Genomic DNA, 25160 nt, shown 5'->3' on the forward strand with positions numbered 1-25160 from the left:
TCTAAGAAAAAAGCCAAAGCCAAGGTATACTTGACTTTGACTTTTGTCATCTTACTTATCGTCTTGTACTTCTTCGTACTCAGCGTCTACGACGTTATCTTTTTTCGCACCTGCACCTGCTTCAGCTTCTGCTCCTTGTGCTTGCTGTGCTGCTTGCGCCGCTTGCTCATATAGCTTTACAGATAGCTGCTGCACGATTTCTTGCAACGCATCCTTTTTCTCGCGGATTTGCGCTAAATCATTTGCTTCAATTGCTGCTTTTAAAGCATCCTTCGCTTCGTTTGCTTTTGCTACTTCGGCAGCGTCTACTTTTCCTTCTAAATCTTTCACTACTTTGTCTGTTTGAAATACAAGCTGATCTGCTTCGTTGCGAATCTCTGCTTCTTCCTTACGCTGCTTATCTGCTTCCGCATTCGCTTCTGCCTCACGTACCATGCGATCGATTTCGTCATCAGATAGGCTTGTAGAAGACGTGATTGTGATTGTTTGTTCTTTGTTTGTTCCTAAATCCTTTGCACGTACGTTTACGATACCATTTGCGTCAATATCAAAGCTAACTTCAATTTGCGGAATACCGCGTGGCGCTGGTGGAATATCACCTAATTGGAAGCGGCCAAGCGTTTTGTTATCAGCTGCCATTGGACGCTCACCTTGCAATACGTGAATATCTACTGCTGTTTGGCTATCAGCTGCAGTTGAGAATACCTGCGATTTACTTGTTGGAATTGTTGTATTGCGATCAATTAGCTTTGTAAATACGCCGCCCATTGTTTCAATACCAAGGGAAAGCGGAGTTACGTCGAGCAATAGAACGCCTTTTACGTCACCTGTTAATACGCCGCCTTGAATCGCTGCGCCAAGAGCTACAACTTCATCAGGGTTTACACCTTTGAATGGTTCTTTTCCTGTTTCGCGCTTAATCGCTTCTTGTACCGCTGGGATACGTGTAGAACCGCCAACAAGGATAACTTTATCAATTTCGCTTGCAGAAAGGCCAGCATCCTGCATCGCACGGCGAGTTGGACCTAATGTTCTTTCTACAAGACCTGCAGAAATCTCTTCAAATTTCGCTCTTGTTAACGTAACCTCTAAGTGAAGCGGGCCAGCCGCGCCTGCGCTAATAAACGGCAAGGAAATTTGTGTGCTTGTTACACCAGAAAGATCTTTTTTCGCTTTTTCTGCAGCATCCTTTAAACGTTGCAATGCCATTTTGTCTTGAGATAAATCAAGACCGTTTTCTTTTTTGAATTCAGCAACCAAATAGTCGATAATCACTTGGTCAAAGTCATCACCGCCAAGACGGTTGTCACCAGCTGTTGCCATTACCTCGAATGTACCTTCTGCAAGTTCAAGTACAGATACGTCAAATGTACCGCCGCCAAGGTCGTATACGAGAATTTTTTGCTCTTCGTCTGTTTTATCTAGACCGTATGCAAGCGCTGCTGCTGTTGGCTCATTGATGATACGCTCTACTTCAAGACCAGCAATACGGCCTGCATCCTTCGTTGCTTGACGCTCTGCATCGTTGAAGTAAGCCGGAACTGTAATAACAGCTTTTGTTACTTTTTCACCTAGGTATTCTTCCGCATAAGATTTTAAATGCTGCAGGATAATCGCAGATACTTCCTGCGGAGAATAATCCTTGCCCTCAACGTTTACTTTGTAATCTGTACCCATGTGACGCTTAACAGACATAATTGTGTTCGGGTTTGTGATGGATTGACGCTTTGCAACCTCACCTACTTGACGCTCCCCATTTTTAAACGCTACAACAGACGGTGTTGTGCGGTTTCCTTCTGCATTGGCGATTACCTTCGGCTCTCCGCCCTCCATGACAGCAACGCAGGAGTTTGTTGTACCTAAGTCGATACCGATAATTTTACTCATAGAGAATCCCTCCTATGTAATATTATTGATTTACTTTTACCATTGAAACACGAATAACCTTGTCCTTCAGTTTGTAGCCCTTTTGGAACTCCTCTACAACTGTGTTAGGCTCATATTCGCTATCCTCTGTCTGCATTACGGCTTGATGCTGATATGGATCAAACGGTTTGCCCACCGATTCAATTGCTTCTACCCCTTCTTTTTGAAGAGCTTCCATCATTTGACGGTATACCATTTCCATGCCTTGCAGCAGCGCCGAACCAGATTCATCCTTTACTTCTACCTTTAATGCTCTCTCAAAGCTATCAAGAGCCGGCAGTAAATCACTTACCAGACTTTGCGCTCTATATTTCTCAGCTGCTTCCTTGTCAAGCTGAACACGACGACGATAGTTATCAAAGTCCGCTTGCAGACGAAGCATACGATTTTCCGTATCAGTAAGTTTTGCTTGCAATTCATTGATAGCTTCCTCTAAAGGAGATACCTCAGTGCTTGCTTGCTCCTCTACCTGCTCTTCCTGTTGTTCAATCGTTTCTTCAACTGTTTGCTCGTTACGTTCTTCCATTGCTTTCACCTCCCTCAAAGAGTGTTCTTCCTATTTGAGCTACGCGGAGAAGAATGTTCTCCCCGCAGCCTCACCTACCTTATTTTCCCATCATTCCTTCGTTTGATGCAAGCCTTGAAATACTTTGGTCAGTTGACCTGTAAATAGCTGCAGCAAGCTAATAACACGAGAATAGTGCATTCTAGTTGGTCCCAAAATCGCAATCGTGCCAAGCTGTTCTTCCCCTATCGAATACGTAGCTGTAATTAAGCTGCAATCCTCCATAGCGGATGAACCGTTCTCGCGGCCGATTCTTACTTGAATACCTGAATGCTTATCACGCAGCATGCTGTACAGCTCCTGTTCGTGCTCCATCATCATTAAAAGAGAACGAATTTTATTAATATCATGGAACTCCGGCTGCGATAGCATATTGGTTTTTCCGCCTAGATACATCTTTTCTGATAACGGAAACTTGAATGTGCCATCGAGCATTTTCACCACCGCATCGTAGCTTTGGATATGCTGACGAAGAACAGTGACAATTTCTTTAAAAATCTTATTGTGCAATTCGGAAATGGGAATACCTACGAGCTTGTCGTTTAAAATATTTACCATTTTCTCTAAATCACTGAGCTCAACGTTAGCTGGCACAGTAATCGTCTTGTTTTGCACATGGCCTGTATCGGTAACAATAATAGCTACAGCTGTTTGCGGACCAATTGGAACAATTTGCACGCTTTTCAGCCTATTCTCGCCCACCTTTGGTCCAAGCACAATCGAGGTATAGCTCGTTAGGTCAGACAAAATCTCTGCCGATTGCTGCGCAAGCTTTTCCATTTCAAAAATCTTCTCGGCGAACAATCCTTTGACCTGTACAATTTCCTGTTGCGGCAAGTGCTGCGGCGCAAGGAGGTGATCTACATAAAATCTGTATCCCTTCTCAGAAGGAACACGCCCAGAGGAGCTATGCGTTTTTTCAATAAATCCTAACTCCTCTAAATCAGCCATCTCATTTCGAATCGTCGCAGAGCTGAAGGTAATTTCCTCTTTCTTAGAAAGTGTGCGCGACCCGACAGGCTGTGCCGAACGAATAAAATCATCAATGATAATTTGCAAAATTAAGAGCTGACGGTCGGTAAGCATGTACAATCACCTCTGTTAGCACTCTATTCTTTCGAGTGCTAATTCTAATACTAAATTACCAAAATTAGCGCTCCGTTGTCAATGCAAAAGCTATTAAGATTCATCAATAAGAAAAGACTGAAATACTTCATTTCCAAGCAGCTTGCCCTTCCGTGTCAATCGAATGGCCTCCGCTGTCTCCTCAATTAATCCAAGACGCGTCTGCTTTTCAATTTGCTTTTGAAATATAGCGTCTAGGCGCAGGCCAAACTTTTGCAGGAATGTATCCTTACTTACACCCTCTGTTTTCCGAAGGCCTAAAAATAATTCCTCCTCCATTTGCTCCTGCTTGGTCACCGGATGTGCGCTCACATACGGAAAACCTGTTTCATCAATTGCGGTGAAATATTTTTTTAACGGCCCTGCATTTTGTGTACGCTTTCCAGCCGTATACCCGTGCGCTCCTGCACCAAATCCATAATATTCCTCATTGTTCCAATACGTAAGATTATGACGGCTTTCATATCCCGCTTTTGAAAAATTGCTAATTTCATATTGATGATAACCGTTTTTCTCCATCTCATCCATGACGATTTCATACATTTGGGCCTCATGCTCTTCGCTTGGCAACGGCAGCTTTCCTTTTTGCATCATGTTGTAAAATACCGTTTTTGGTTCAACAATTAACGAGTAGGCTGAAAAATGCGGCACATCTAATGCATATGCTTCCTGAAGCGTTTCCCGAACGTCCTGGATAGTTTGTGTCGGCAACGCGTAAATCAAATCTAGATTTATGTTGAAAAATCCGGCAGCTTTTGCATCCTCTACCGATTTCACTACGTCCTGCCTCGTATGCGTGCGCCCAAGCTTTTTCAGCAGACTCTCCTGAAACGTTTGTACACCAAAACTTAGACGATTCACACCGCCTTCAATTAATAGCTTCAGCTTCTCCTTCGGTACATCACCGGGATTGGCTTCAAATGTCAGCTCATACTCGGTCGCTTTAGGTCGCAAATGCTTATCAATAATGGAAAGAAGGCGCTCGGTTTGCTTCATGTTAAGAGCAGTTGGTGTTCCGCCGCCAACAAAAATCGTTTGCAGCTGTCCAAACGGAACCTGCTGCACCGTATTTTCAATCTCTTTCTCCAAGTAATCCAAATACTGATCCACCGGCTGTCGGTCAATAAACATTTTATTAAAATCGCAGTAATGACAGATATGCTGACAAAACGGAATGTGGATATAAGCGGATTGGATCATCAAATCTTCTCCTTCCTAATGGTTACGAGCAAAGCCAGCTGTACTCGTAACGAAAAGAAGCCGCAGCTCGTGCGGCTTCCCGATTTCTATTTACACTGTAGGAAAATATAAATTGCCAGCTAGAAGAAAACTCGACAAAGCAGGAAACTTTAGGAACACAGTGCAGGTGAAACTACACCTGTGAATTCGCTAAAACGCTGATGAATTTTACTTCTCATCCATTCGTAAAACAGCCATGAACGCCTCCTGCGGCACCTCTACAGAGCCGACAGACTTCATGCGCTTTTTACCTTCTTTTTGCTTCTCTAACAGCTTACGCTTACGGGAAATATCACCGCCATAGCATTTTGCCAATACGTTTTTGCGCATCGCCTTAATGGTCGAACGAGCAACAATTTTATTTCCGATTGCCGCTTGAATCGGTACCTCAAATTGCTGCCGTGGAATAAGCTCCTTCAGCTTTTCAACGATTACCTTACCACGATCATACGCAGAGTCGCGATGCACGATAAAGGACAAGGCATCCACCGTCTCTCCATTCAATACGATATCCATCTTCACAAGCTTAGACGCCTTATAGCCAATAAGCTCATAGTCAAAAGATGCATAGCCTTTTGTGCTGGATTTCAGCTGATCAAAGAAATCATACACAATTTCTGAAAGCGGAATTTCATATGTCAGCGTCACACGCGTTTCATCCAAATATTGCATATCAATGAACGTGCCGCGTTTTCCCTGACAAATCTCCATCACCGCACCGACGAAGTCATTTGGCACCATAACAGTTGCTTTTACATACGGCTCCTCTACACGGTCAATGGCTTGTGGATCCGGCATATTAGACGGGTTATCTACTGTGAGCTGTTCTCCATTTGTCAGATGTACTGTATAAATAACGCTTGGTGCGGTTGTAATTAGATCAATCTTAAACTCGCGCTCAATGCGCTCTTGAATAATTTCCATATGAAGCAAGCCTAAGAAGCCGCAACGGAAACCAAAGCCAAGCGCTTGAGAAGTTTCTGGCTCAAATTGAAGGGCAGAGTCGTTCAGCTGCAGCTTTTCGAGCGCCTCGCGCAAGTCATTATAACGAGCTGTATCAATTGGATAAAGACCACAAAACACCATCGGGTTCAGCTTACGGTATCCTGGAAGCGGCTCCGCTGCTTGACGCTTCGCATGCGTAATCGTATCCCCAACGCGCGTATCGCCGACATTTCGAATAGATGCAGTTAAGAAGCCTACATCTCCAACTGATAATTCATCGCGTAAAACCGTTTTAGGTGTAAATACGCCCACCTCGGTTACTTCAAACTCGGCTCCTGTTGCCATCATGCGAACTTTATCGCCAACCTTCACCGTACCGTTTACAACACGAATATACGCGACAACGCCGCGATACGCATCGTACAGGGAGTCAAAAATCAGCGCTTGCAGCGGTGCCTCTGGGTCACCGGCAGGAGCTGGTACCTTTTCTACAATTTGCTCCAAAATTTCTTCAATACCGATGCCAGCCTTTGCAGAAGCAAGCACCGCCTCGGACGCATCTAATCCAATGACATCCTCAACCTCTTGACGAACCCGCTCAGGATCAGCACTTGGTAAGTCAATTTTGTTAATAACAGGAAGGATTTCAAGATTGTTATCAAGCGCAAGATATACGTTCGCCAATGTTTGCGCCTCGATCCCTTGTGCCGCATCTACAACAAGAATCGCTCCTTCACACGCCGCCAAACTGCGTGATACCTCGTACGTAAAGTCGACGTGACCAGGCGTATCAATTAGATGCATAATATAATCTTGACCATCTTTTGCTTTATAGTTTAACTGCACCGCATTCAGCTTAATTGTGATTCCGCGTTCGCGCTCCAAATCCATAGAATCCAACAGCTGCGCCTTCATTTCACGCTGCGATAGCGCATTTGTTTTTTCTAAAATACGATCCGCTAACGTAGATTTCCCATGATCAATGTGGGCAATAATGGAAAAATTACGAATGCGGGATTGCCTATTTGCTCGTTCTTCTTGATTCATTGTTTCTCACTCCTACTAAAGTCGCCAACATACACTGCTTTTGATTATATCAATACGATTGTAAAGATTCAACGAAAAGTAATGGAAACGGTACCCCTACCTATATGATATGCTCGTTTCATGTAAAAAGAAAATGCGAAGAATTAAGATGTGATCGCCTTTTGGCTGTTACTTCCTGATTTCTTGAAAAATATCTTGAACCTTCTGAGCAAATGCATTCATAGAGACCTGCGCAGCTTTTTGTACCCCGGCCGTTACTCCCTCTCCTAGTCTGGAAAACACATTAAAGGTTTTTAAACGCTCCAGCTCCTTTTGCTTTTCTTCAATTATAAACGTATTGCCAAGAAGCGTAGCCTCTACATTCCCATTTTCTGTACCCGTAATATGGGCAACCTGTTCATAGGTTGGATCATTATAGCCTTTCATTCTCTTTAACCCATCATTCGCAAGCTGCATGCCGGCGAGCACAGCTACGAATAAAATGCTTATTAAGATTAAGCATCTCATCAAAAATGTCTTCATCATCGCACCTCCTTAAGAAAAGCGGACAAGGCCCGCCTTTTATGGCAGTGGAGGTTCAGCCCTACGATGCCATTTTGGGCCTTGGGAGCTAGACATCCCCCCGAAAAGTTATACTTCCTTATCTTGCTAAGAAAAAAATAGCTGATTGGCGATCCCTGCCTTTAGGCGAAGACAGAGGCGTAGTTGCCCTTATACTGTATACTTTCGTACAGTGTAAAAAAACCGTGTTGCTGCAACACGGTTTTAATGGGTATAGGCGCCCGCATTATCTTGATCAATTTGATGGTGCAGGGCAGCGTTTAAGCCGCTTGCAATCACATTAGCCATATCCTCAATAAAAGTATCCACTTCCTTCGGTGTTACCATCAAGTTATGTCCTAACGGAGAGAGCACCTCATGAATGAGTCGCCGTTTCTCCTCTTCTTCGAGCGTTCCAACGACACCTAGAAACATATTTCGCTCCTTTTCACCCGGCATATCGTCCTCTGTCAGCTTTTTTCGGCCACCGAAAGAAAAGCCTGCCGGAAGTAACGAACGTGACGGCTTATCGCCTTCCTTCATTTCACGCCCGAAATGCTTTAAAATAAAATCGATTGTATCACTTGTAATGGAAACCGCATCAACAACGGTCGGCACACCGATTGCAATCACCGGAATACCTAGCGTTTCTTTACTTAATTCCTTGCGTTTATTTCCAATGCCGGAACCGGGATGAATGCCAGTATCCGAAATTTGAATCGTACTATTTACCCGCTGAATCGAACGTGCCGCCAATGCATCAATCGCAATTATAAAATCCGGTTTTGTTTTCTCAACAACTCCAAAAATAATATCGCTCGTTTCAATACCGGTGATCCCCATTACGCCAGGACGAAGCGCACTCACTGGCCGAAAGCCCTCCTCGATCTGCTCAGGCTGAAGCTCGAACAAATGACGTGTGACAAGCGTATTTTCCACTACAATCGGTCCAAGTGCATCAGGGGTAACATTCCAATTACCAAGTCCAACAACCAAACAGCTCGCATTATCGCTAATCCCAATCTCTTTTAAAAAGTGCGCAAATTCCTTCGCAAATACTTGCTCCACCTTTTGCTGCAGTTCTGTGTCCTGCTGACGAATTCCTTGCACTTCCAACGTTAAATAGTTCCCCGGCTTTTTCCCCATTGCCTCAGTGCCATTTTCATCAATTGTTACCTTTGTGATGGTAATGCCGTCTTCGTCCCGCTCCTTTACGATGACACCATTAATAGAGCGTTGTGCTTCCTCCTGCTCCATCAGCATCTCATGTGCTTCCACCGCCAAATCAGTACGAACAGAATACTTGCTTAAATCGAGAGATTCACTCATTGCTAATTCCCCCCCTAATATGAATAAAATTAGAATTTCCAAAAACAGCAAGAAACATTCTTCGAAAAAGTCTCTGTTTGTACAAAATTCATTTCGTTTCACTATTGCATTTATCCAATACGTTTGATAGAATGTTCCTTGTTCTATGTAAGAATCGAGTTACTCGATTGCACCAGGGAGGTGAAAGATATGGCAAACATTAAATCTGCTATCAAACGCGCTAAGATCAGTGAAGAGCGTCGTGCACAAAATGCTTCTCAAAAGTCTGAAGTTCGCACAGCGGTTAAGACTGTTGAAGCTGCACTTAACAATAATGACTTAGAAACTGCAAAAGCTGCTTTCGCAACTGCTGCGAAAAAGCTTGATAAAGCTGCTACTAAAGGTTTAATCCACAAAAACGCTGCTGCTCGTAAAAAATCTCGTCTAGCGAAGAGATTGAGCGTACAAAACGCGTAATGTACAAAACGACGACCTCATATAGGTCGTTTTTTTCTTTTTAACTATGAAAATCTAAAAATTTCCTGCTACATCGAATTCGCTTCTAGCTGGAAATTTATACTTTCGTACAGTGTAAAAAAGTTCATGCGGCAGCTCCGCATGAACTTTTTTTCTCTATTTATGACTCAAGCGCATTAAAAAGATTTCCAGTACAAGTCGCTTATTCAGCTTCCCTGTTTTCATATCATAATCTGCATCGGCCAAGTGATCTATAATACTTCGCAGCTCTTGAAATGAAAAGCGCTGCGCCTGGCCCATAGCCAGCTTTACCCTATACGGATGCACACCAAGATGGGACGCTGCTTGGTTTTGAGCATATCCCCTCTGTTGCAGCTCCTTTACTTGATACAGGAGCCGGAATTGATTTGCCAAAAGCGCCAATATTTTAATTGGCTCCTCTTGCTGCATAAGCAGCTCCTCCAGCATTCTCATTGCCCCGGCAATATCCCTCTGCACTACCCGCTCTACAAGTGAAAAAACGCTTTGCTCCGCCGATTTTGGAACAAGCTGCGCCACAATTTCCCGGTTAATTACACTGTCTACACCAGCGTATAAAAGGAGTTTTTGTATTTCCTGCGATAACAGCAGCATATTGTTGCCAACAAGCTCAAGCAGCAAATCTATCGCATCGCTATCTATTTGCACACGCTGCTCGGTTCCTTGATTCGCAATCCAAGCTCGTATATCTTGTCCTTGCAGGGCATTTGCTTCCAGCACTTCTGCTTCCTTTTTCAGCAGCTTTGTAATTTTTTTTCGTTCATCCAGCTTTTCAAACGGAGCAATAAACACCAAAATGGAAAATGGTGATGGCTCACTTATATATTTCTCAAGCACCTTCACATTTTGCTCTAGCTTTTCCTTTTGTGAAGTTAAAAAATAAGGCGACTTCACAAGAATAACCTTTCGTTCTCCAAAAAATGGAAGGGTATGGGCATCTTCAATAACATCTTCTAAATAGACTTCGTCTAAATCATATGTAACAGTATTTAGTTCGCGATCCTCTTCCTCAAGCGCTTCTGCTAATAGTACATTTATCGTTTCATTGATAAAATATATTTCTGTACCATACAGCAAATATATAGGTACAAATTGCTTTTTCTTGAAATTTTTATGTAAGTCGTTCATGTGCCTCTCCTCAACTTGTTACGTATATATGTATACTACCTATATATTTTTCCTTTTACAATAAGAAAGGCAAATACGTTCCATCTGTGCTTCCATAGCAAGTAAAGTCTATTTTACTGAAGCCCGCATTTGTTCCACTGCAAGAAAAGATAAATTTCCAGCTCGAATTGAATTCGACGTATCAGGGGATTTTAGGAACAAGCTATAAGGGCAACTACACCTCTGTCTTCGTCCAAAGGCAGAGTTCGCTCATCGGCAAGTTTTCTTTATCCATCGTAGAAGACATTTTTTGTCCTGCAAAGAGAGGCTAGAAGCAAGTGATATACTCTTATAGTTGGATAAAGGAACGGGCGAAGCACCCGTTCCTGCATCTATATAAAAACGCTACCGAATAAGTCCCGGGCTTCTTATGCAGTAACGGTAATGATGTACTGTTATTGTTTACTCCTGCTTTATAAGTATAAGTGACAACAGTTTACAGGCATGGAAAGAAAAAGGTAAATTGTAGATTTTTTTCTGACAATATTTTATACTAAAATTGACAAGTTGGGAGGGGTCAAGATGAATGAATTTGAAAAGAACGTTCAAAGCAAACGGAATGACGCTACTGACTCAGGGGTAGGTTTTGTTGTCTCTTTCGGATTCTTTGCAACGGTATTTATCATCGCAACCGTTATTAAATTCATCGGCTCGTAAAAGACTGCTCCATGCAGTCTTTTTTTGTTTTAGGAATAAAGTGCAACTACGCCCCTGCCTTCGCCAATTGGCGTGTTTTCTCTATCTCCCACCTGCTGTGCTTTCATCATATGTAATCCTTGTGCGAAACGTTCCCTTCCCTTTTGAAAAAATATATGTGATTGCTCCGTCCTCATCCGTTCTCCAAATCGCCGCTCCATGCCGCCTAAGCCTTTGTAGCACCTCCTCATGCGGATGACCGTATCGATTTTTGCGCCCGACGGAAATAATCGCTACACGCGGCTGCACGGTCTCTAACAGCACATCTGACGTAGAGGTTTTACTTCCATGATGACCAACCTTTAGCACATCGGCACTTAGATTGTTATATGATGTGATTAACTGCTCTTCTCCCCTCTCCTCTAAATCACCCGTAAACAGCCATGTAAGTCCGCCGACTCTTGCGCGCAGCACAACGGATTGATCATTCTCTTTCTCTTCCTCCCCAAAGGGGGATAGCACCTCAAAATACGCATCGCTGTTCCTCCACTTCATTCCGTTTCCTGCCAATACAATCCGCACTCCTTTTTGCTGCGCGCCCTGCAAAATCTGCTGCTCCATATCGGAATAGCTGTTTTTTCTTCCAAGCACGACTTCTCCCACCCGTACAGAGGATAACACTTCCAAAGCAGCACCAACATGATCTGCATCGCCATGAGTCAAAATGAGCTTATCTATCCTGCGAATTCCCTTGCTTTGTAAATATGGAACGACAATATCATCTCCCACTGAGAATTCATTTTTCCGCTTTTGCCACGCTTGCTTCGGTAACGCAATGGCACCTCCTGTATCAATCATATATGTCCCTTTTGCATAAGGAAGCTGGATTAAAATCGCATCGCCTTGTCCCACATCCAAGAAAGTAATATTTCCATATGGATTGAAGTAGGGAAACAGATACTGCGCTGTTAAAAGCAATATCAAGCCTCCTCCAACTGGCAGAACGTATCTTTTCCTCCGCTTGTCCTCCCATGCTGTGAAAAGAACTAAAATAACGATGCAATAACATACTGTCAGCCACGCAGGTGCTTGGCCAAATATGAGCTTGTTGTATGGCAGCTTCTCAGAAAGAAATAGTACTTTATTAGAAATGGACAAGAGCAAGGAAAGCACCGTTTCAATCCATTGACTAACGAAAGGAAGGAACATAGACAAAAATAACGCACAAAGACAGAGGGGCAGGATAATAAATGACAAAAACGGAACGTAGATGAGGTTAAATATAATACTATACGGGGAAATTTGTCCGAAATAGTGAAGAGAAATCGGGAGAGAAGCAAGCTGAGCCGCTACAGCAACATTCCACATATTATGCAGCATAGATTTTTCCGATGATAAAATAGAGGTCGATGAAAGAAGCAGGACAAAGGTTGCGGAAAAAGAAAACTGAAAGCCGATATCGAACAACACATACGGATCGAACATAAGCATACAAATTGCAGAAAGACTAAGCGCATCTATACCTGATATGCGCGCAGAAAATAATAAACATGACAACACCACAACAGCTGTAACGGAAGCGCGCACAACAGAGGGCGATGCGCCCGCCATATACATATACAATGGAATGACGATAAGCAATAATACCGTTGCTGTCTCTCGTGTACTACCAAGACGAAGCAGCACATAATAGCATGCGGCAATCAGGACCGTAATATGGGATCCAGAAATGGCAAGTAAATGAATAAGACCGAGTTGTTGATAGCTTTCCTCTATCTCTGATGATATAGCCTGCCTATCACCGTATACAAGCGCGTTAATAAAGCTGGCTGCGTCCCCAGAGAAGTTGTCCTGCACATATTGTACAGCCTGTTGGCGGATGGAGAACAGCCATTGCCAAAAGGAAGGGTCTTCATAACAGGAGGAAAAAGCGGAGATGTTATAGATGGAATGAATATGTTGCCTATGTAAATACTCCTTATAGTCAAAGGAACCGAAATTTCGGGCAGGCTGCGGAGCATCCCGTTCTCCTGTAAACATACAAACCATTCCGGCTCGCATATCCTTTAATGCTTCCTTTTCTTCAGGCGATGAAATAGTATAAACCATGCGAAGCTTTTCCTGCTTCGTTGTTTTTGCAGTAAATGAGAGCTTGTCTCCATCTATTATGGGAGAAGATACAATAACAGCGGATAGCGGGGCCATAGATGAGGAGTGGGAAGGTTGATTATTTCTCTCAATTTCATTTGTATAAATAAAACATACACATAAGCTTATAAGACAGATAATAAAAGGTCCTTTTCTTAGCCTCCAAAAGCAATATACAACGTAAGCAGCGGCAGCTGTAACAGAAACCGCCGAAGCATGAGAGCAGGCTGCCGCAATGCCGAACATAGCAGCAATTGCGGCATACCCCCATTGATTGCGCAACTTGTTCACCTCTTTAGCAATTGTTTTGCTTCCTGTAGCAGCCTCCACAAGTCCTCCGGCTCTGTTTGTTCATCTACAGTAGATAGCAAGTCCCTAAGCTGTGAAGCCATATCCTTTTCCTCCAGCGTTGTAACTGTATATGCAAGCGGAACATGCCGCACCTTTACCCCCGCTTGCTGAAACAATTCAACCGCATATGGATGATTTTTATACTCCTGTGCATAGTATACCGCTGTAATCCCACTTTGAATAATCGCCTTGCAGCAATGTAAGCATGGGAAATGCGTAACATACATTTCCGCTCCCTCGGTTTTCGCACCAAATTTAGCACACTGCAACAGTGCATTCACCTCAGCATGCACAGTACGGACGCAATGGTTATCAATCACGTAGCATCCTTCATCTGCGCAATGTACCCCTCCGGCAATTGAACCATTGTAGCCGCCGGCAATAATACGTTTATCACGCACAATCGTTGCCCCAACGGCAAGACGGGTGCAGGTACTCCGTAATGAAAGTAAATGGCTTTGTGTCATAAAATACTGATCCCATGAAATTCTGTTCATCTTGCACACACCTTATAGTAGTTTGTTTCCTTTAGTGTACAGAGAGCATCTTAAGGCGTCAATCATTCACGGAACGATAATCTCGTCCTTCAGCTTCTCCAGCGATTTCTCACCAATCCCCTCCACTTCTAGCAAATCCTCAAATTTCTGAAATGAACCGTGCTCCTCACGATAGCGCAGAATGCTTTCTGCTTTTTTTGGTCCAATTCCTGGAATTTTCTCCAACTCCTCCTTTGTCGCAATATTAATGGCCACCTTTCCTCCCTCGCTAGAAGGAGGAAAAAGCGGCTGCTCCCCTTTTTTTGGCACAACAATCATCATTTGGTCGTGCACTAGTTGTGCTAAATTGATGCTTCCTGTTTCCGCATCCGGCAGCAGGCCGCCTGCTCTTTCAATTGCCTCCTTTACGCGCGAACCATTTGGCAGTTCATATACGCCTGCATTTTTTACCGCTCCTTTAATATCAGCAATAACGAAAGATGTCTCCGGCTCCGCTGCTTCTGTTTGTTGCTCCTGCTTTGAAACAATTGGAAGGGGATCCTTTTGTTTCTCCCGATCCGTTTGCCAATAAAACAAAAACAAAAGCAGAAGGATAACGGCAGCAAGTACACCCCATTTTGTATATCGTTCCATTTTTTCGTGCTCCTTTCCGTTATTCGAAACTCATAAATCGTGAAAACAACTCATATTGTTTAGGAGAAAGCTATTGCAAAGGAGGGGATGGAGCAATGAACATAGGAATGATTGGGACCGGAAATATGGGGCGCATTCTCATTGACGCATTCATTGAAGCACGTATGGTCAAGCCTTCGTGTTTTACGATTATTAACCGAACACAAGCAAAAGCATTTCTCATAAAAGAAAAATATCCGACCATTAGAGTAGGGGAAACGGTAGAGGATGTAATTGAACAATCCGATATCATTTTCATTTGTGCAAGACCTCTTGAAATATATCCCATTTTAAAGGAGGCTGCTTCTTCCTTTACAAAGGATAAATGTCTTGTCTCCATTACAAGTCCCATTAGTACAGAGCAATTAGAATCCCTTGTCGACTGTCACGTGGCTCGCGTCATTCCAAGCATTACAAACCGGGCATTATCCGGCGTTTCACTTTGTACGTTCGGGGAACGATGCTCAAAGAAATGGAAGGATACCATCATCACCCTGTTCTCAGGTATCTCTGCTCCCACAATCATTGACGAGGATATTACACGCGTAGCCTCAGACATTGTCAGCTGCGGTCCAGCCTTTTTTAGCTATTTATTACAGAGGTTTGTCGATGCGGCAGTACAGGAAACAAACATTACGCAAGAGAAGGCAACTCTATTAGCTAGCGGGATGTTAATTGGGATGGGGAAGCTGCTCGAAAAGGAAATTTTCACACTCCCGACATTACAAAAGAAGGTTTGTGTTAAGGGCGGTATTACTGGAGAGGGAATTAAAGTGCTGGAGGAGGAATTAGGAGAAGTATTTGAGCATGTGTTTCAGCGCACCCATACGAAGTTCAAAGAGGATATAGAAATGGTAAGTGAGCAATTTGAGGACTGCTAATTATATGTACGACAAACCTGTCGCATTTCCTTCTACAAAATTTAAAAAAGACGAAAAATTCAATTCAAAGGGTCGACTGCATTCTCGTTACTGATGCACCGACCCTTTTTACTAACCATAAAATGTGCCTATTGCTACGCACGTTTTTTTTGCGCTGTAAAGAAGACGCGCTCAGTTGTATCAGTAACCGATCCTTTAACTTCAAAGTCTCCCGTGATGCCTATCAGCTGAAATCCAGCTTCCTCCAGCCAATGCTGCAGCTGCTCTAGCTCGTATGTACGCTGCACATGAAACTCCTCAAAACGCCGATAGATATCCCCATCATCCTTTACGAAAAAGGTAAGCTCGTGCTCCACACTGTTTGGTTTTTCACCCTCAAAACAATGCCAAATAAGTGCGACATCCTCTTCATTAATGGTATACGTTTCATTTAGAAAAATATGGTGCATTTTATAGAGAGAATGAACATCAAATAAAAACAAACCATTTTCCTTTACATGACGGTATACGCGAGAGAACGTTTCTTTCACGTCCTCTTCTTCTGTTATATAATTTAAGGAGTCACAAAAGATCGTCACAATGTCAAACGTCTGCGGAAGCTCCAGCTCTCTCATATCCTGCTGATAGAGCGAAAGGCTTACTTCTGCTGCAGCTAGCTTTTGCTGTGCGATTGTGAGCATATCATCCGATAAATCCACACCTGTTACTTGATAGCCAGCCTTGGCAAGCGGCAATGCAATATTGCCCGTGCCGCAAGCAAGATCCAACAAGGAAGTACCGGATACTCCTGCTTCTCTCCGCCTCGCGTCGACAAATGCAACCCACTTGTCATAAGGCATATCGCTCATCAGTTCGTCGTACAGCAGAGCAAATTGTCCATAGCTCATTGACTCAACGCTTCCGTTATATCCTCGCGCGGAACATCGCCCCAAAGTCTTTCTAAATTGTAATAGCTTCGTTCCTCCTTATGAAACACGTGTGCGATGACATCACCTAAATCAACAAGAATCCACTTTGCTTCATCAAATCCTTCAATACGCTTTACATGAAATCCATGTTCATGCGCTTTTTCCTTCATTTCGCGAGCAATCGCTTGTACTTGCTTGTCAGAGTTACCATGGCAGATTAAGAAATAATCCGCAACCGGCGAGACGCCTTGCATATTTAAAACAATAATGTCCTCTGCTTTTTTATCATCAGCTGCTCTAGCTGCTACTGTCAATAGTTGTTGTTCATTCATTCAGCTTGTTCCTCCTTGAGCAATGCATTATACGTGTAGAACGTGAGCGGATAAATCGTTTGGTCTTTCTTCATTAGAAACCCAATCGTATTCTTTACCGCCTGCAGGAGTGCCGCCCGCAAATTTGTGCGAGCCAACACTCTCACGTCCTCAACCCCGGAAAATTTCCGGCCTGGCTCGATATAATCAGCCACGTAAATAATAGTATCTAGCAGCGTCATATTCTCGTGTCCGCTTGTATGATACGTAATGGCCTGTAAAATTTCATAGTCAGTTATGCCGACTTCTTTTTCCACCAGATAGGCACCAACAGGAGCATGCCATAATTCCTTATTATGCTCCAATAAATCTTGCGGCATATTCTGTTCCTTGATAATTTGTTCCATTTCCGCAATCGGCCTGCACTTTGCGTAATCATGAAAAATGGCAGCCAATTCCGCCTTTTTCACATCAGCCCCATATATTTCGGCAAGCTCAATGGCCGTTTCCATTACACCGATTGTATGAATGTAGCGCTTTTCATGCATTTGCTTGCGGACGATTTCCAATGCTTGCTGCCGCTCCATATACCCCATTCCTCTCAATATAATCCTGAACCTTTTCCGGAAGCAAATAACGAGTTGTTCTCCCCTTCATAAATCGTTCGCGGATTAACGAAGAGGACACGGAAAATTCCGGTATTTCCAGTGTAACTATATCATATGGAGACGACAATGTGTATCCAGGGCGCGTCACTCCGACGAAGGTGGCGAGCGCAAGCAGCCCTTCAACCCGATACCATTTCGGCAAATATTCCACCATATCGCCGCCAATGATAAAGTAAAAGCTAGTATCTGGATGTGCTTCCTTAAGCTCTAGCATTGTATCGTATGTGTAAGAAGGTCCTTGACGCTCTAATTCGACAAGACAAAGGGAGAAATACGGCTCCCCTTCAATCGCAAGCTTCAGCATCTCAACCCGATCATGTGTGCTTGTCACATGCTTCTCCAGCTTATGCGGCGGGGAAGCATTCGGCATAAACCACACTTCATCCAACCGCAAAGCATCGTACACCTCGTTAGCTATCAACAAATGCCCATTATGCGGCGGATCGAACGTACCGCCAATTATACCAATTCTCTTCATGGCAGAACGATTTGTTTATGATCCTGCGATTCCTTATATAACACAATCGTACTTCCAATTACCTGCACCAGTTCCGCTCCCGCGCCGCTAGACAATTCCTCCGCAACCTCGTGACGATCTTCCTCGCAGTTTTGCAACACACTTACCTTAATTAACTCTCGTGTTTCAATTGCCTCTTGAATATGCTTAATCAAATGCTCGTTCACGCCGCCTTTACCGACTTGGAAAATCGGTGTGAGATGGTGCGCCTGCGAGCGCAAATACCGTTTTTGTTTTCCTGTTAACATAAATTTATCCTCCAAGCTTTGTTATGACAATTTGTTTCATCCGCTCTACATCCGGCCATTGACTTGTCCACATTTCAAACGCCATCGCGCCTTGATATACAAACATATCAATGCCGTTTTGAATCACTGCTCCATGCTGCTGCGCAGCTTGAAGCAACGCTGTTTGGCGTGGATTATAGATAATATCTGAAACGATCGCGCCTTCTTTTAGCTGTTGCAGCTGTAAAGGAGTATCCTGTACATGCGGATACATCCCGAGAGTTGTCGTTTGAATAATAATATCATATTCATGATGACGATCTTGCGCCTGCTGCATTGTAAGCGCCTCGGCTTGTATGCTGTAGCGGCACGATTGAATGAGCTCTGCAGCTTTTTCAAGCGTCCGATTCGCAATATCAACAACTGCAACGCCCATTGATGCAAGCGTGAAAAAAATGGCACGGCTTGCTCCGCCCGCTCCGATAATTAAAATACGCTTTTGATGGAGCGGCTCCTTACTTATAGACTGCAACGAACGAACATACCCTATTCCGTCCGTATTATAGCCTATTAGCTTTCCATCGCGATTCACAACCGTGTTCACCGCACCAATTTGCCGCGCTAGCTCATCAATTTCATCTAAATATTGCATAATATTCACTTTATGAGGAGTTGTCACATTGAAACCTGACAGCCCAATGGCTTTAAAGCCCTTCACTGCATCCCCAAGCTTTTCCTCCTCAATCGCAAACGCATGATAATGCGCATCAATTCCTAAAGCAGCAAATGCATCATTGTGCATATGCGGTGATAAAGAATGCCCAATTGGATTGCCAATTACACCGTATAGCTGTTTCATATTCTTCTCTCCATTTGCCTATTTGTATTTTTTGCAAGAAGATCATCAGAATTCTAAAAGGTATTAAATCAAAGACCTCCGCAGTGAAGCACCCACACCTTTTGGCACATGTACAACAACCTTCGCGCCCGGTTCATTTACTGTCACCCAGCCTAATCCAGAGAATACAATATCCGTTTTTCTTTCATGAATTGTAAATTCATGCTTTACAAGCTCCGGAAACTCCTTCAATTCTTCTCCTGATGGAGGTGTTAGCAGTTCCCCAAGATGATTTTCATATAGATCGTTCGCTTTTTCCAGCTTCGTACGATGGATTTTTAGATGATTGGACATATAACAAACGAAAGAACGTCTGCCGCCGCTCACATAATCCAGACGCGCCAATCCGCCAAAAAAGAGCGTTTGCTGTTCATTCAATTGAAACACCATCGCCTTTACTTCCTTCGTTGGTGTAATCACCTTTAAGCTTTTCTTATCTACAAAATGGGCCATTTGATGATGGTTAATAATTCCCGGTGTATCATACATGGAGGATTCATCATCTAGCGGAATATCAATTAAATCGAGCGTTGTTCCTGGAAAATGCGATGTTGTAATCACGTTCTCTGTTTCATCACTAAACTGCTTGATCATACGGTTAATGAACGTTGATTTCCCAACATTCGTGCAGCCGACAACATAGACATCTTTTCCCTCGCGATAATGCTCAATTGCACCCGCCAATTCCTCAATACCGTTTCCCTTCGCGGCGCTAATTAAAAATACATCCTCAGGCTTGAGTCCAAGCTGCTTAGCACTATACTTCATCCAATGAATTACTTTTTCCGCCTTCACAGATTTCGGGATGAGATCCGCTTTGTTTCCAACAAGCAGCACTTTATTGCCCCCCACAAAACGATGCAAACCCGGCAGCCAGCTTCCGTTAAAATCAAAAATATCTACAATCTTTACAACAAGCGCATCCGTCTGACCAATACCATTCAAAATGCGAAGAAAATCATCATCTGTTAAGGATACATCTTGAATGTCGTTATAATGCTTTAGACGAAAACAACGCTGACATATAAGCGGCTCCTTCTCTAAAGCCGATGGCGGCGCATAGCCGATCCCTTGTTTATCCTCCGTTTGAACTAAAACGCCGCACCCGATACATTTCATTGCTTCTGTCAATCGTTATTCCTCCCATTGAATTAAACCTTTTTGTCTTAAATTCCGCATAATCTGCCGCTCAACCTTCCGATTAAACCGCGTCACGAAGCCATCTGTCTGCGCCACAGGCACAACAAGAATCGTATATAAACCGAGACGGTTGCCTCCAAGTACATCTGTAAGCAGCTGATCCCCGATTACAACAACATCCGACGCCTGAAGCTCCATCGTAGCTAATGCCTGTTTAAAGGCGCGGTTCATTGGCTTACGAGCGCTATGAATAAATGGAATGAGCAACGGGTCAGCGAAATCCTTTACTCGTTGTTCATTATTATTAGATACAACCGTAACCTTAATGCCGTTCTCCTTCATACTTTCGAGCCATCGTTCCAACTCTGGCGTAGCATTCGGTCTATCCCATTCGATAAGCGTATTATCAAGATCCGTAATGATGCCCTTTATACCGCGTTCTTTCAATGAATAGGGCGAAATTTCATATACATTCTTCACATATTCGCTCGGCAAAAATAATTTAAGCATACTTTCATCTCTTTCAAAGGAATTTTATGTAAAAATTTTTCGACAGCATTTTTTGCAAATCTCTCTGTGGATAAATATATACACAGTTTCCACTCAAACGCTTTCTTTCAATTCTAACATTACACACAATTTTTGCACAGATTGCCCACACCAAGGTGTGGATAACCGAGGCGTTGTGACACTGGAATATTTTTGATACAGTATACTCAACCAAACGATACAGACAGCTTCTCTATCATTTCTTAGGAGGTGGCATGGAACTATGGAAAAATTATCAGATGAATTACTTGCTGAATCTTATTATAAAGCAAAAGAGCTGAAATTAAATCCTGAGTTCATCCTGCTGATTAAACAAGAAATTATTCGCCGTTCCTTAGAGGACAAGCTTGATCAAAAGCGTTCATCATAGATAAAGAAAACTCGTCGACTGGCGATCCCTGTCCTTGGGCGAAGACAGAGGCGTAGTTGCACTTATACTTTATTCCTAAAATTTCTCACTACGTCGAATGGTCTCCCGGCTAGAAATTTATACTTTCTTAAAGTGTAAGAAAAGCGGACAAGGCTCACCATTGCTCCCGTAGTAACGCAACTGGCGAACGCCTAAAAAACTTTCTACTCTCATAAAGAAAACCGAAAAAGAGCCATCTAAAAAGAGGGCTCTTCTCTTTCTAACACAAAATCGGCATCTTTACAACCTTTTCTGCACTGCCAGCCGTTGTCCTACCCGGATTTGCTGTCCCCGTTGCAAAGCTGGATTCACTTCCACCATGTTGCGCTCGAATAAAAGGACAACGGTTGAGCCAAATGTGAAGTAAGCCATTTCTTCTCCTTTTTGTAAAGCATCATTTCTATGCAGTAATTCGATGCTGTTCACGAACATCGCACCAACCTTGACGATAGCAACTTGCTTCCCTTCACTCGCAACCTCTGTGACTACCCGATAATTTTTTGAGAGCGGCTCCCTTCCGTACGCAAGGCCAAGCCTGTTAACCGGATAGGATTTTCTCCCCAGCTCAAACCTCCTTAGCACAACGCCGCTAATCGGACTATGAATCCGGTGATAGTGACTCGGACTTAAATATAGTACGATATATGTACCGCCTCGATATACAGAAGCCGCTGCCTCGCTGCCCAGCATGTCGATAAGGGAATAACGCTTGCCTTTTACAACAAAGTCAGTTGATTCTTCAATTGGACCATAAGCCTCGAACACTCCATCAACCGGACTGCTAATCACCAACGGATCGGGATCAACAGGACGCACGCTCTCCTTTAGCTTTCTTGTAAACAGCTCATGCAGCGTGCGGTAGTCCTTTAATTCTTTTTCCATCTCACCATGTTGTATTTGGAATACTCTTGCATATGATGGTATTATCATGGCGCTTAGGCGGGACTGTGCAAACTTGCGTAGCAAATAGGATGTGATTCGCCCGTTTGTTAATTCAATCAAAAATCGATACAATGTACGCCGCAAATATGAAACCTCCCAAAATTTGTCTTTACGAATACGTGTTTCTTCTTTACAATATTGCTATTATATTCTAAAATCTATTCTCAATCTATAAGGAGTGAACAGCCTTTGTTTTTTCTAGAAAATCTAGATGCTACACTTAAGAAGCTCAAATCCCAGACCGCCAATATCTTCACTTTGCTTAACTTATCATTAGGAAGCGCTTCCATATTATTTACCGTCCGAAACGAACTGAATCTTGCTCTTATTTTTATTTTTTTGGCTGCTTTGTCAGATCGTTTTGATGGAATGATCGCTCGTAAATTAGGCATTGAATCAGAGCTTGGTAAGCAGCTCGATTCGCTGTGTGACCTCGTTTCCTTCGGTGTGGCCCCCGCCCTCTTGCTATATCAAGGAGCACTGCACGAATATAGTGCACCAGCTGTATTTTTCACTACATTATACATAGCATCCGGCGCCTTTCGCCTCGCGCGCTTTAATGTATCCGAATCAAATGGCTATTTTCAAGGAGTTCCGATTACTGTAGCTGGTTGTCTCGTGACGCTCGGCTATTTCCTGATTGGCTTTGTACCAGGCTGGGCTCTCCTATCTTTGCTGCTGCTTCTTTCCTTTTTAATGGTGAGCAGCTTCACAGTTAAAAAGGTATAAGGATTGGCGATCCCTGCCCTTGAGCGAAGACAGCGGCGTAGTTACGTTTATATTATTTTCCTGAAATTTCCTTCTGTATCGAATTGTCTTCCGGCTAGAAATTTATCTTTTCTGAAAGAGTAAAAAAGGCGCCCCCAACAAGCTCTGGGGAGCGCCTCTTTTTACTCTTTCGCCTTCTTTTCCTTCTCTGCCCTTACAAACTCATGAAACATCTTCATAAGCGCACGCTTTTCAATCCGTGATACATAGCTTCTTGAAATACCAAGTGCCTTGGCAATTTCCCGCTGCGTCTTCTCCTTCTCCATCCCAAGACCGAATCGGTTGACGACAACCTCTTTCTCACGCTCATCCAGCACATCAATATACTCCCTAATTTTCTCAAGCTCCATACTAAGCTGAATCGTATCAATTACATCCTCAGACTCTGATTTCAAAATATCAATTAAAGAAATTTCATTTCCTTCTTTGTCCTGGCCAATTGGATCATGAAGCGATACATCCTTCTTTGTTTTCTTTAACGCACGCAGGTGCATCAGAATCTCATTTTCAATACACCGTGCCGCATACGTTGCCAGCTTCGTTCCTTTTCCTTGTGAAAAGCTTTCGATCGCTTTAATTAAACCAATCGTTCCAATCGAGATCAAATCTTCTGCATCTTCCCCAGTGTTTTCAAACTTCTTGACAATATGCGCCACCAGCCGAAGATTATGTTCTATTAGCAAATTCCGGGCATTTGCATCACCTTGCTCCATCAATTCCAAGTATCTTCTTTCGTCATCAGGCGAGAGCGGTTGCGGAAACGCATTGTTCTTGACATAGGAAACGAACAGCAAAAGTTCTTTCAGCATATAAGCAATCGCTGCTAATAACCCCATCCCTTCACCTCCGCGAAAATAGTGTTCGTTATTATATGTATGCGGGGATAAGGGTGTTTTTGTTTGTACTAGGGGGATTTTAAGGAACTTGGTTATACATTCGTCCATTCATCCTACCAAGCACTGAAAAGGCATACAGGTCGCCCTGCATGCCTTTTCAGTGTAAGATTCTTCAAATGATAATAACATCGCCTGACAGGTCACGATACTTGCATTCTCCGGGAAATAAGCTTGTCCATTGATCACTAACTCCAAGCGGACATAGACATCTCCAAGATGTTTTCAACTCCTGATTTTTTTCCTTTTATGCCTCATTAGACTGCTTTCGGAGCATTAGCATAGTGATTGTAATAATAGTAAATGCACAAAATGCTAAAAATGGTATCGTAATAAATCCCAACCAATTTATATAATGTCCTGAACAAGGAACACCACTTGTACATATCTCGATTTTTTGAAGAAAAGGGATCTTTTGTAATCCATAATGATAACCGGATACAAGCATTCCAGTGATAGAAAGCGGAAGAACATACTTATAGATAGTTCGCTCTTTATTATAAAAAGCAATTCCAATAAAAACAGTCAATGGGTACATTAAAATCCGTTGATACCAACAGAGGGTGCAAGGAATAAAGTGCATAACCTCGCTAAAAAATAAACTCCCTAATGTAGCCACGATAGCTGTCAGCCAGGCTACGATGAATAATGGATTCATTGTTATTTCTTCTCCTTCGCCGCATCCTCTACCATCTGGTTGAACTCATCCCATGTATTCCCTTCAAATTTCTTTCCATTGATAAATAAAGTTGGTGTCCCATCCACTTTAAGATTTTTGACATGCAACAAATCCTGTTCTAAAGCGGATTTTGCTTTTTTCTGCTGAAATGCCTCCATAACCTTATTGGTATCATCATCATTAGCGACTTCTTTCAATGTGTCTTTGAGAAAAGATTCTGTATATAAGTCTATTGCTTCATATTTAGAATCCTCCGGCTGTTTGCTGTATAATTGGTCATGAAACTTCCAAAAGGTCTCGTTGCCAAGTTCCTGATAAACAGTTTCAGCAAATAGAGCAGAACGATTAGAGTCTGTATTGATAAACGGATCATTCATAAAATAGAAGGTCGCGATTCCAGTTTCAACATACTTTTCCTTAATTTGCGGGAAATTTGTAGCATTAAAATTCTTACAAACCGGACACTTATAATCTCCAAATTCAACAATTTTTACTGGAGCAGCCGCATCCCCTATATAAGGCTGGTTTTTATAGTTAATCGCCGCCTCCGTCTTAGAGAAGTTCCCTATAAGCAGCAAGCCTAACACACATAGACTAAAAACCCCTACAATCCAAAAAAACCACTTAGGAGAAGCTTGTTTAGATGCAATCTTCGATTTTTTCTCTGCTTTCAACTATTCCCACTCCA

The 25160-nt window shown here is 43.0% G+C and carries 28 protein-coding genes; 5 read left to right on the top strand and 23 right to left on the bottom strand.

All coding sequences use genetic code 11. The features are described from left to right. Positions 1-51: 51 nt before the first annotated feature. The 7 genes from dnaK to gpr all read right to left on the bottom strand — a co-directional run bounded on the left by dnaK (position 52) and on the right by gpr (position 8716). Positions 52-1887 (bottom strand): molecular chaperone DnaK, encoded by a 1836-nt coding sequence (dnaK, locus tag AAHB12_RS08160; RefSeq protein WP_129727319.1) that lies wholly within the window; start codon positions 1885-1887, stop codon positions 52-54. A gap of 22 nt (positions 1888-1909) precedes the next feature. Further along, the gene (gene grpE, locus AAHB12_RS08165) at positions 1910-2452 is read right to left on the bottom strand and encodes a nucleotide exchange factor GrpE (RefSeq protein ID WP_342044915.1); all 543 of its coding nucleotides are present in this window, start codon (positions 2450-2452) and stop codon (positions 1910-1912) included. Positions 2453-2542: 90 nt separating this feature from the next. After that, positions 2543-3577: a heat-inducible transcriptional repressor HrcA gene (gene hrcA, locus AAHB12_RS08170; RefSeq protein WP_129727321.1), complete on the bottom strand. Its 1035-nt coding sequence runs from the start codon at positions 3575-3577 to the stop codon at positions 2543-2545. A 93-nt stretch (positions 3578-3670) separates the two neighbouring features. Continuing rightward, complete coding sequence (gene hemW / locus AAHB12_RS08175) at positions 3671-4816, bottom strand: radical SAM family heme chaperone HemW (protein ID WP_342044916.1); 1146 nt, start codon at positions 4814-4816, stop codon at positions 3671-3673. Between the two features lie 207 nt (positions 4817-5023). Next, positions 5024-6847: a translation elongation factor 4 gene (gene lepA / locus AAHB12_RS08180; protein ID WP_129727323.1), complete on the bottom strand. Its 1824-nt coding sequence runs from the start codon at positions 6845-6847 to the stop codon at positions 5024-5026. Between the two features lie 168 nt (positions 6848-7015). Next, positions 7016-7372 (bottom strand): DUF3679 domain-containing protein, encoded by a 357-nt coding sequence (locus AAHB12_RS08185; protein WP_129727324.1) that lies wholly within the window; start codon positions 7370-7372, stop codon positions 7016-7018. A 240-nt stretch (positions 7373-7612) separates the two neighbouring features. After that, on the bottom strand, positions 7613-8716 hold the full coding sequence (gene gpr, locus AAHB12_RS08190) for a GPR endopeptidase (protein ID WP_129727325.1): 1104 nt from the start codon (positions 8714-8716) through the stop codon (positions 7613-7615). 189 nt (positions 8717-8905) lie between these two features. On the opposite strand from gpr, the gene rpsT reads away from it, so the two are divergent. Further along, entirely contained in the window at positions 8906-9172 is a 267-nt protein-coding gene (gene rpsT / locus AAHB12_RS08195) for a 30S ribosomal protein S20 (protein WP_129727326.1), read from the top strand. Between the two features lie 156 nt (positions 9173-9328). On the opposite strand, the gene holA is transcribed toward rpsT, so the two are convergent. Next, positions 9329-10339, bottom strand: a complete 1011-nt coding sequence (gene holA, locus AAHB12_RS08200) for a DNA polymerase III subunit delta (protein WP_129727327.1) — start codon at positions 10337-10339, stop codon at positions 9329-9331. 561 nt (positions 10340-10900) lie between these two features. Between holA and AAHB12_RS08205 the strand changes: the two genes are divergently transcribed. Further along, positions 10901-11035: a YqzM family protein gene (locus tag AAHB12_RS08205; protein ID WP_129727328.1), complete on the top strand. Its 135-nt coding sequence runs from the start codon at positions 10901-10903 to the stop codon at positions 11033-11035. A gap of 81 nt (positions 11036-11116) precedes the next feature. Here the strand turns inward: AAHB12_RS08205 and AAHB12_RS08210 are convergent, their stop codons facing one another. The 3 genes from AAHB12_RS08210 to AAHB12_RS08220 all read right to left on the bottom strand — a co-directional run bounded on the left by AAHB12_RS08210 (position 11117) and on the right by AAHB12_RS08220 (position 14643). Continuing rightward, entirely contained in the window at positions 11117-13492 is a 2376-nt protein-coding gene (locus AAHB12_RS08210; RefSeq protein ID WP_342044917.1) for a DNA internalization-related competence protein ComEC/Rec2, read from the bottom strand. After that, positions 13450-14010: a ComE operon protein 2 gene (locus AAHB12_RS08215; RefSeq protein WP_129727329.1), complete on the bottom strand. Its 561-nt coding sequence runs from the start codon at positions 14008-14010 to the stop codon at positions 13450-13452. The genes AAHB12_RS08210 and AAHB12_RS08215 overlap by 43 nt, the downstream gene beginning before the upstream one ends. A 66-nt stretch (positions 14011-14076) precedes the next feature. Further along, entirely contained in the window at positions 14077-14643 is a 567-nt protein-coding gene (locus AAHB12_RS08220) for a helix-hairpin-helix domain-containing protein (protein WP_342044918.1), read from the bottom strand. Positions 14644-14738: 95 nt separating this feature from the next. Between AAHB12_RS08220 and comER the strand changes: the two genes are divergently transcribed. Beyond that, on the top strand, positions 14739-15563 hold the full coding sequence (gene comER / locus AAHB12_RS08225) for a late competence protein ComER (RefSeq protein ID WP_129727331.1): 825 nt from the start codon (positions 14739-14741) through the stop codon (positions 15561-15563). 134 nt (positions 15564-15697) lie between these two features. Here comER and AAHB12_RS08230 read toward each other — a convergent pair whose 3' ends face one another. The 8 genes from AAHB12_RS08230 to AAHB12_RS08265 all read right to left on the bottom strand — a co-directional run bounded on the left by AAHB12_RS08230 (position 15698) and on the right by AAHB12_RS08265 (position 20742). Then, a complete protein-coding gene (locus tag AAHB12_RS08230; RefSeq protein WP_342044919.1) occupies positions 15698-16450 on the bottom strand; it encodes a class I SAM-dependent DNA methyltransferase in 753 nt (250 codons plus the stop codon). After that, positions 16447-16803: a ribosome silencing factor gene (rsfS, locus tag AAHB12_RS08235; RefSeq protein WP_342044920.1), complete on the bottom strand. Its 357-nt coding sequence runs from the start codon at positions 16801-16803 to the stop codon at positions 16447-16449. The genes AAHB12_RS08230 and rsfS overlap by 4 nt, the downstream gene beginning before the upstream one ends. Continuing rightward, positions 16800-17369: a bis(5'-nucleosyl)-tetraphosphatase (symmetrical) YqeK gene (gene yqeK / locus AAHB12_RS08240; protein ID WP_342044921.1), complete on the bottom strand. Its 570-nt coding sequence runs from the start codon at positions 17367-17369 to the stop codon at positions 16800-16802. Before yqeK ends, rsfS begins: the two co-directional genes overlap by 4 nt. Next, entirely contained in the window at positions 17323-17928 is a 606-nt protein-coding gene (locus AAHB12_RS08245) for a nicotinate-nucleotide adenylyltransferase (protein ID WP_342044922.1), read from the bottom strand. The genes yqeK and AAHB12_RS08245 overlap by 47 nt, the downstream gene beginning before the upstream one ends. Continuing rightward, entirely contained in the window at positions 17925-18215 is a 291-nt protein-coding gene (yhbY, locus tag AAHB12_RS08250; RefSeq protein ID WP_129727336.1) for a ribosome assembly RNA-binding protein YhbY, read from the bottom strand. The genes AAHB12_RS08245 and yhbY overlap by 4 nt, the downstream gene beginning before the upstream one ends. A gap of 4 nt (positions 18216-18219) precedes the next feature. Beyond that, entirely contained in the window at positions 18220-19053 is an 834-nt protein-coding gene (aroE, locus tag AAHB12_RS08255) for a shikimate dehydrogenase (protein WP_342044923.1), read from the bottom strand. A 63-nt stretch (positions 19054-19116) separates the two neighbouring features. Continuing rightward, positions 19117-20223 carry a ribosome biogenesis GTPase YqeH gene (gene yqeH / locus AAHB12_RS08260; protein ID WP_342044924.1) on the bottom strand — a complete coding sequence of 369 codons (1107 nt, stop codon included), beginning with the start codon at positions 20221-20223 and terminating at the stop codon, positions 19117-19119. A 3-nt stretch (positions 20224-20226) separates the two neighbouring features. Beyond that, complete coding sequence (locus tag AAHB12_RS08265; protein ID WP_129727339.1) at positions 20227-20742, bottom strand: YqeG family HAD IIIA-type phosphatase; 516 nt, start codon at positions 20740-20742, stop codon at positions 20227-20229. Positions 20743-21004: 262 nt separating this feature from the next. Here AAHB12_RS08265 and sda point away from each other — a divergent pair, with 262 nt between their 5' ends. Beyond that, positions 21005-21151, top strand: coding sequence for a sporulation histidine kinase inhibitor Sda (gene sda, locus AAHB12_RS08270; RefSeq protein WP_129727340.1), 147 nt, complete (start codon positions 21005-21007; stop codon positions 21149-21151). Positions 21152-21430: 279 nt separating this feature from the next. Here sda and AAHB12_RS08275 read toward each other — a convergent pair whose 3' ends face one another. Further along, on the bottom strand, positions 21431-22216 hold the full coding sequence (locus tag AAHB12_RS08275) for a phosphatidylserine decarboxylase (protein ID WP_342044925.1): 786 nt from the start codon (positions 22214-22216) through the stop codon (positions 21431-21433). A gap of 105 nt (positions 22217-22321) precedes the next feature. Here AAHB12_RS08275 and pssA point away from each other — a divergent pair, with 105 nt between their 5' ends. After that, entirely contained in the window at positions 22322-22861 is a 540-nt protein-coding gene (pssA, locus tag AAHB12_RS08280; protein WP_129727342.1) for a CDP-diacylglycerol--serine O-phosphatidyltransferase, read from the top strand. A gap of 161 nt (positions 22862-23022) precedes the next feature. On the opposite strand, the gene sigK is transcribed toward pssA, so the two are convergent. From sigK to AAHB12_RS08295, 3 genes are all read right to left on the bottom strand, one after another. Beyond that, positions 23023-23736, bottom strand: a complete 714-nt coding sequence (sigK, locus tag AAHB12_RS08285; RefSeq protein ID WP_129727343.1) for an RNA polymerase sporulation sigma factor SigK — start codon at positions 23734-23736, stop codon at positions 23023-23025. A gap of 304 nt (positions 23737-24040) precedes the next feature. Beyond that, complete coding sequence (locus tag AAHB12_RS08290) at positions 24041-24451, bottom strand: disulfide oxidoreductase (protein WP_129727344.1); 411 nt, start codon at positions 24449-24451, stop codon at positions 24041-24043. A gap of 2 nt (positions 24452-24453) precedes the next feature. Next, the gene (locus AAHB12_RS08295) at positions 24454-25146 is read right to left on the bottom strand and encodes a DsbA family protein (protein ID WP_342044926.1); all 693 of its coding nucleotides are present in this window, start codon (positions 25144-25146) and stop codon (positions 24454-24456) included. Between the last annotated feature and the right edge of the window lie 14 nt (positions 25147-25160).

This window comes from Bacillus sp. OTU530, assembly GCF_038440375.1.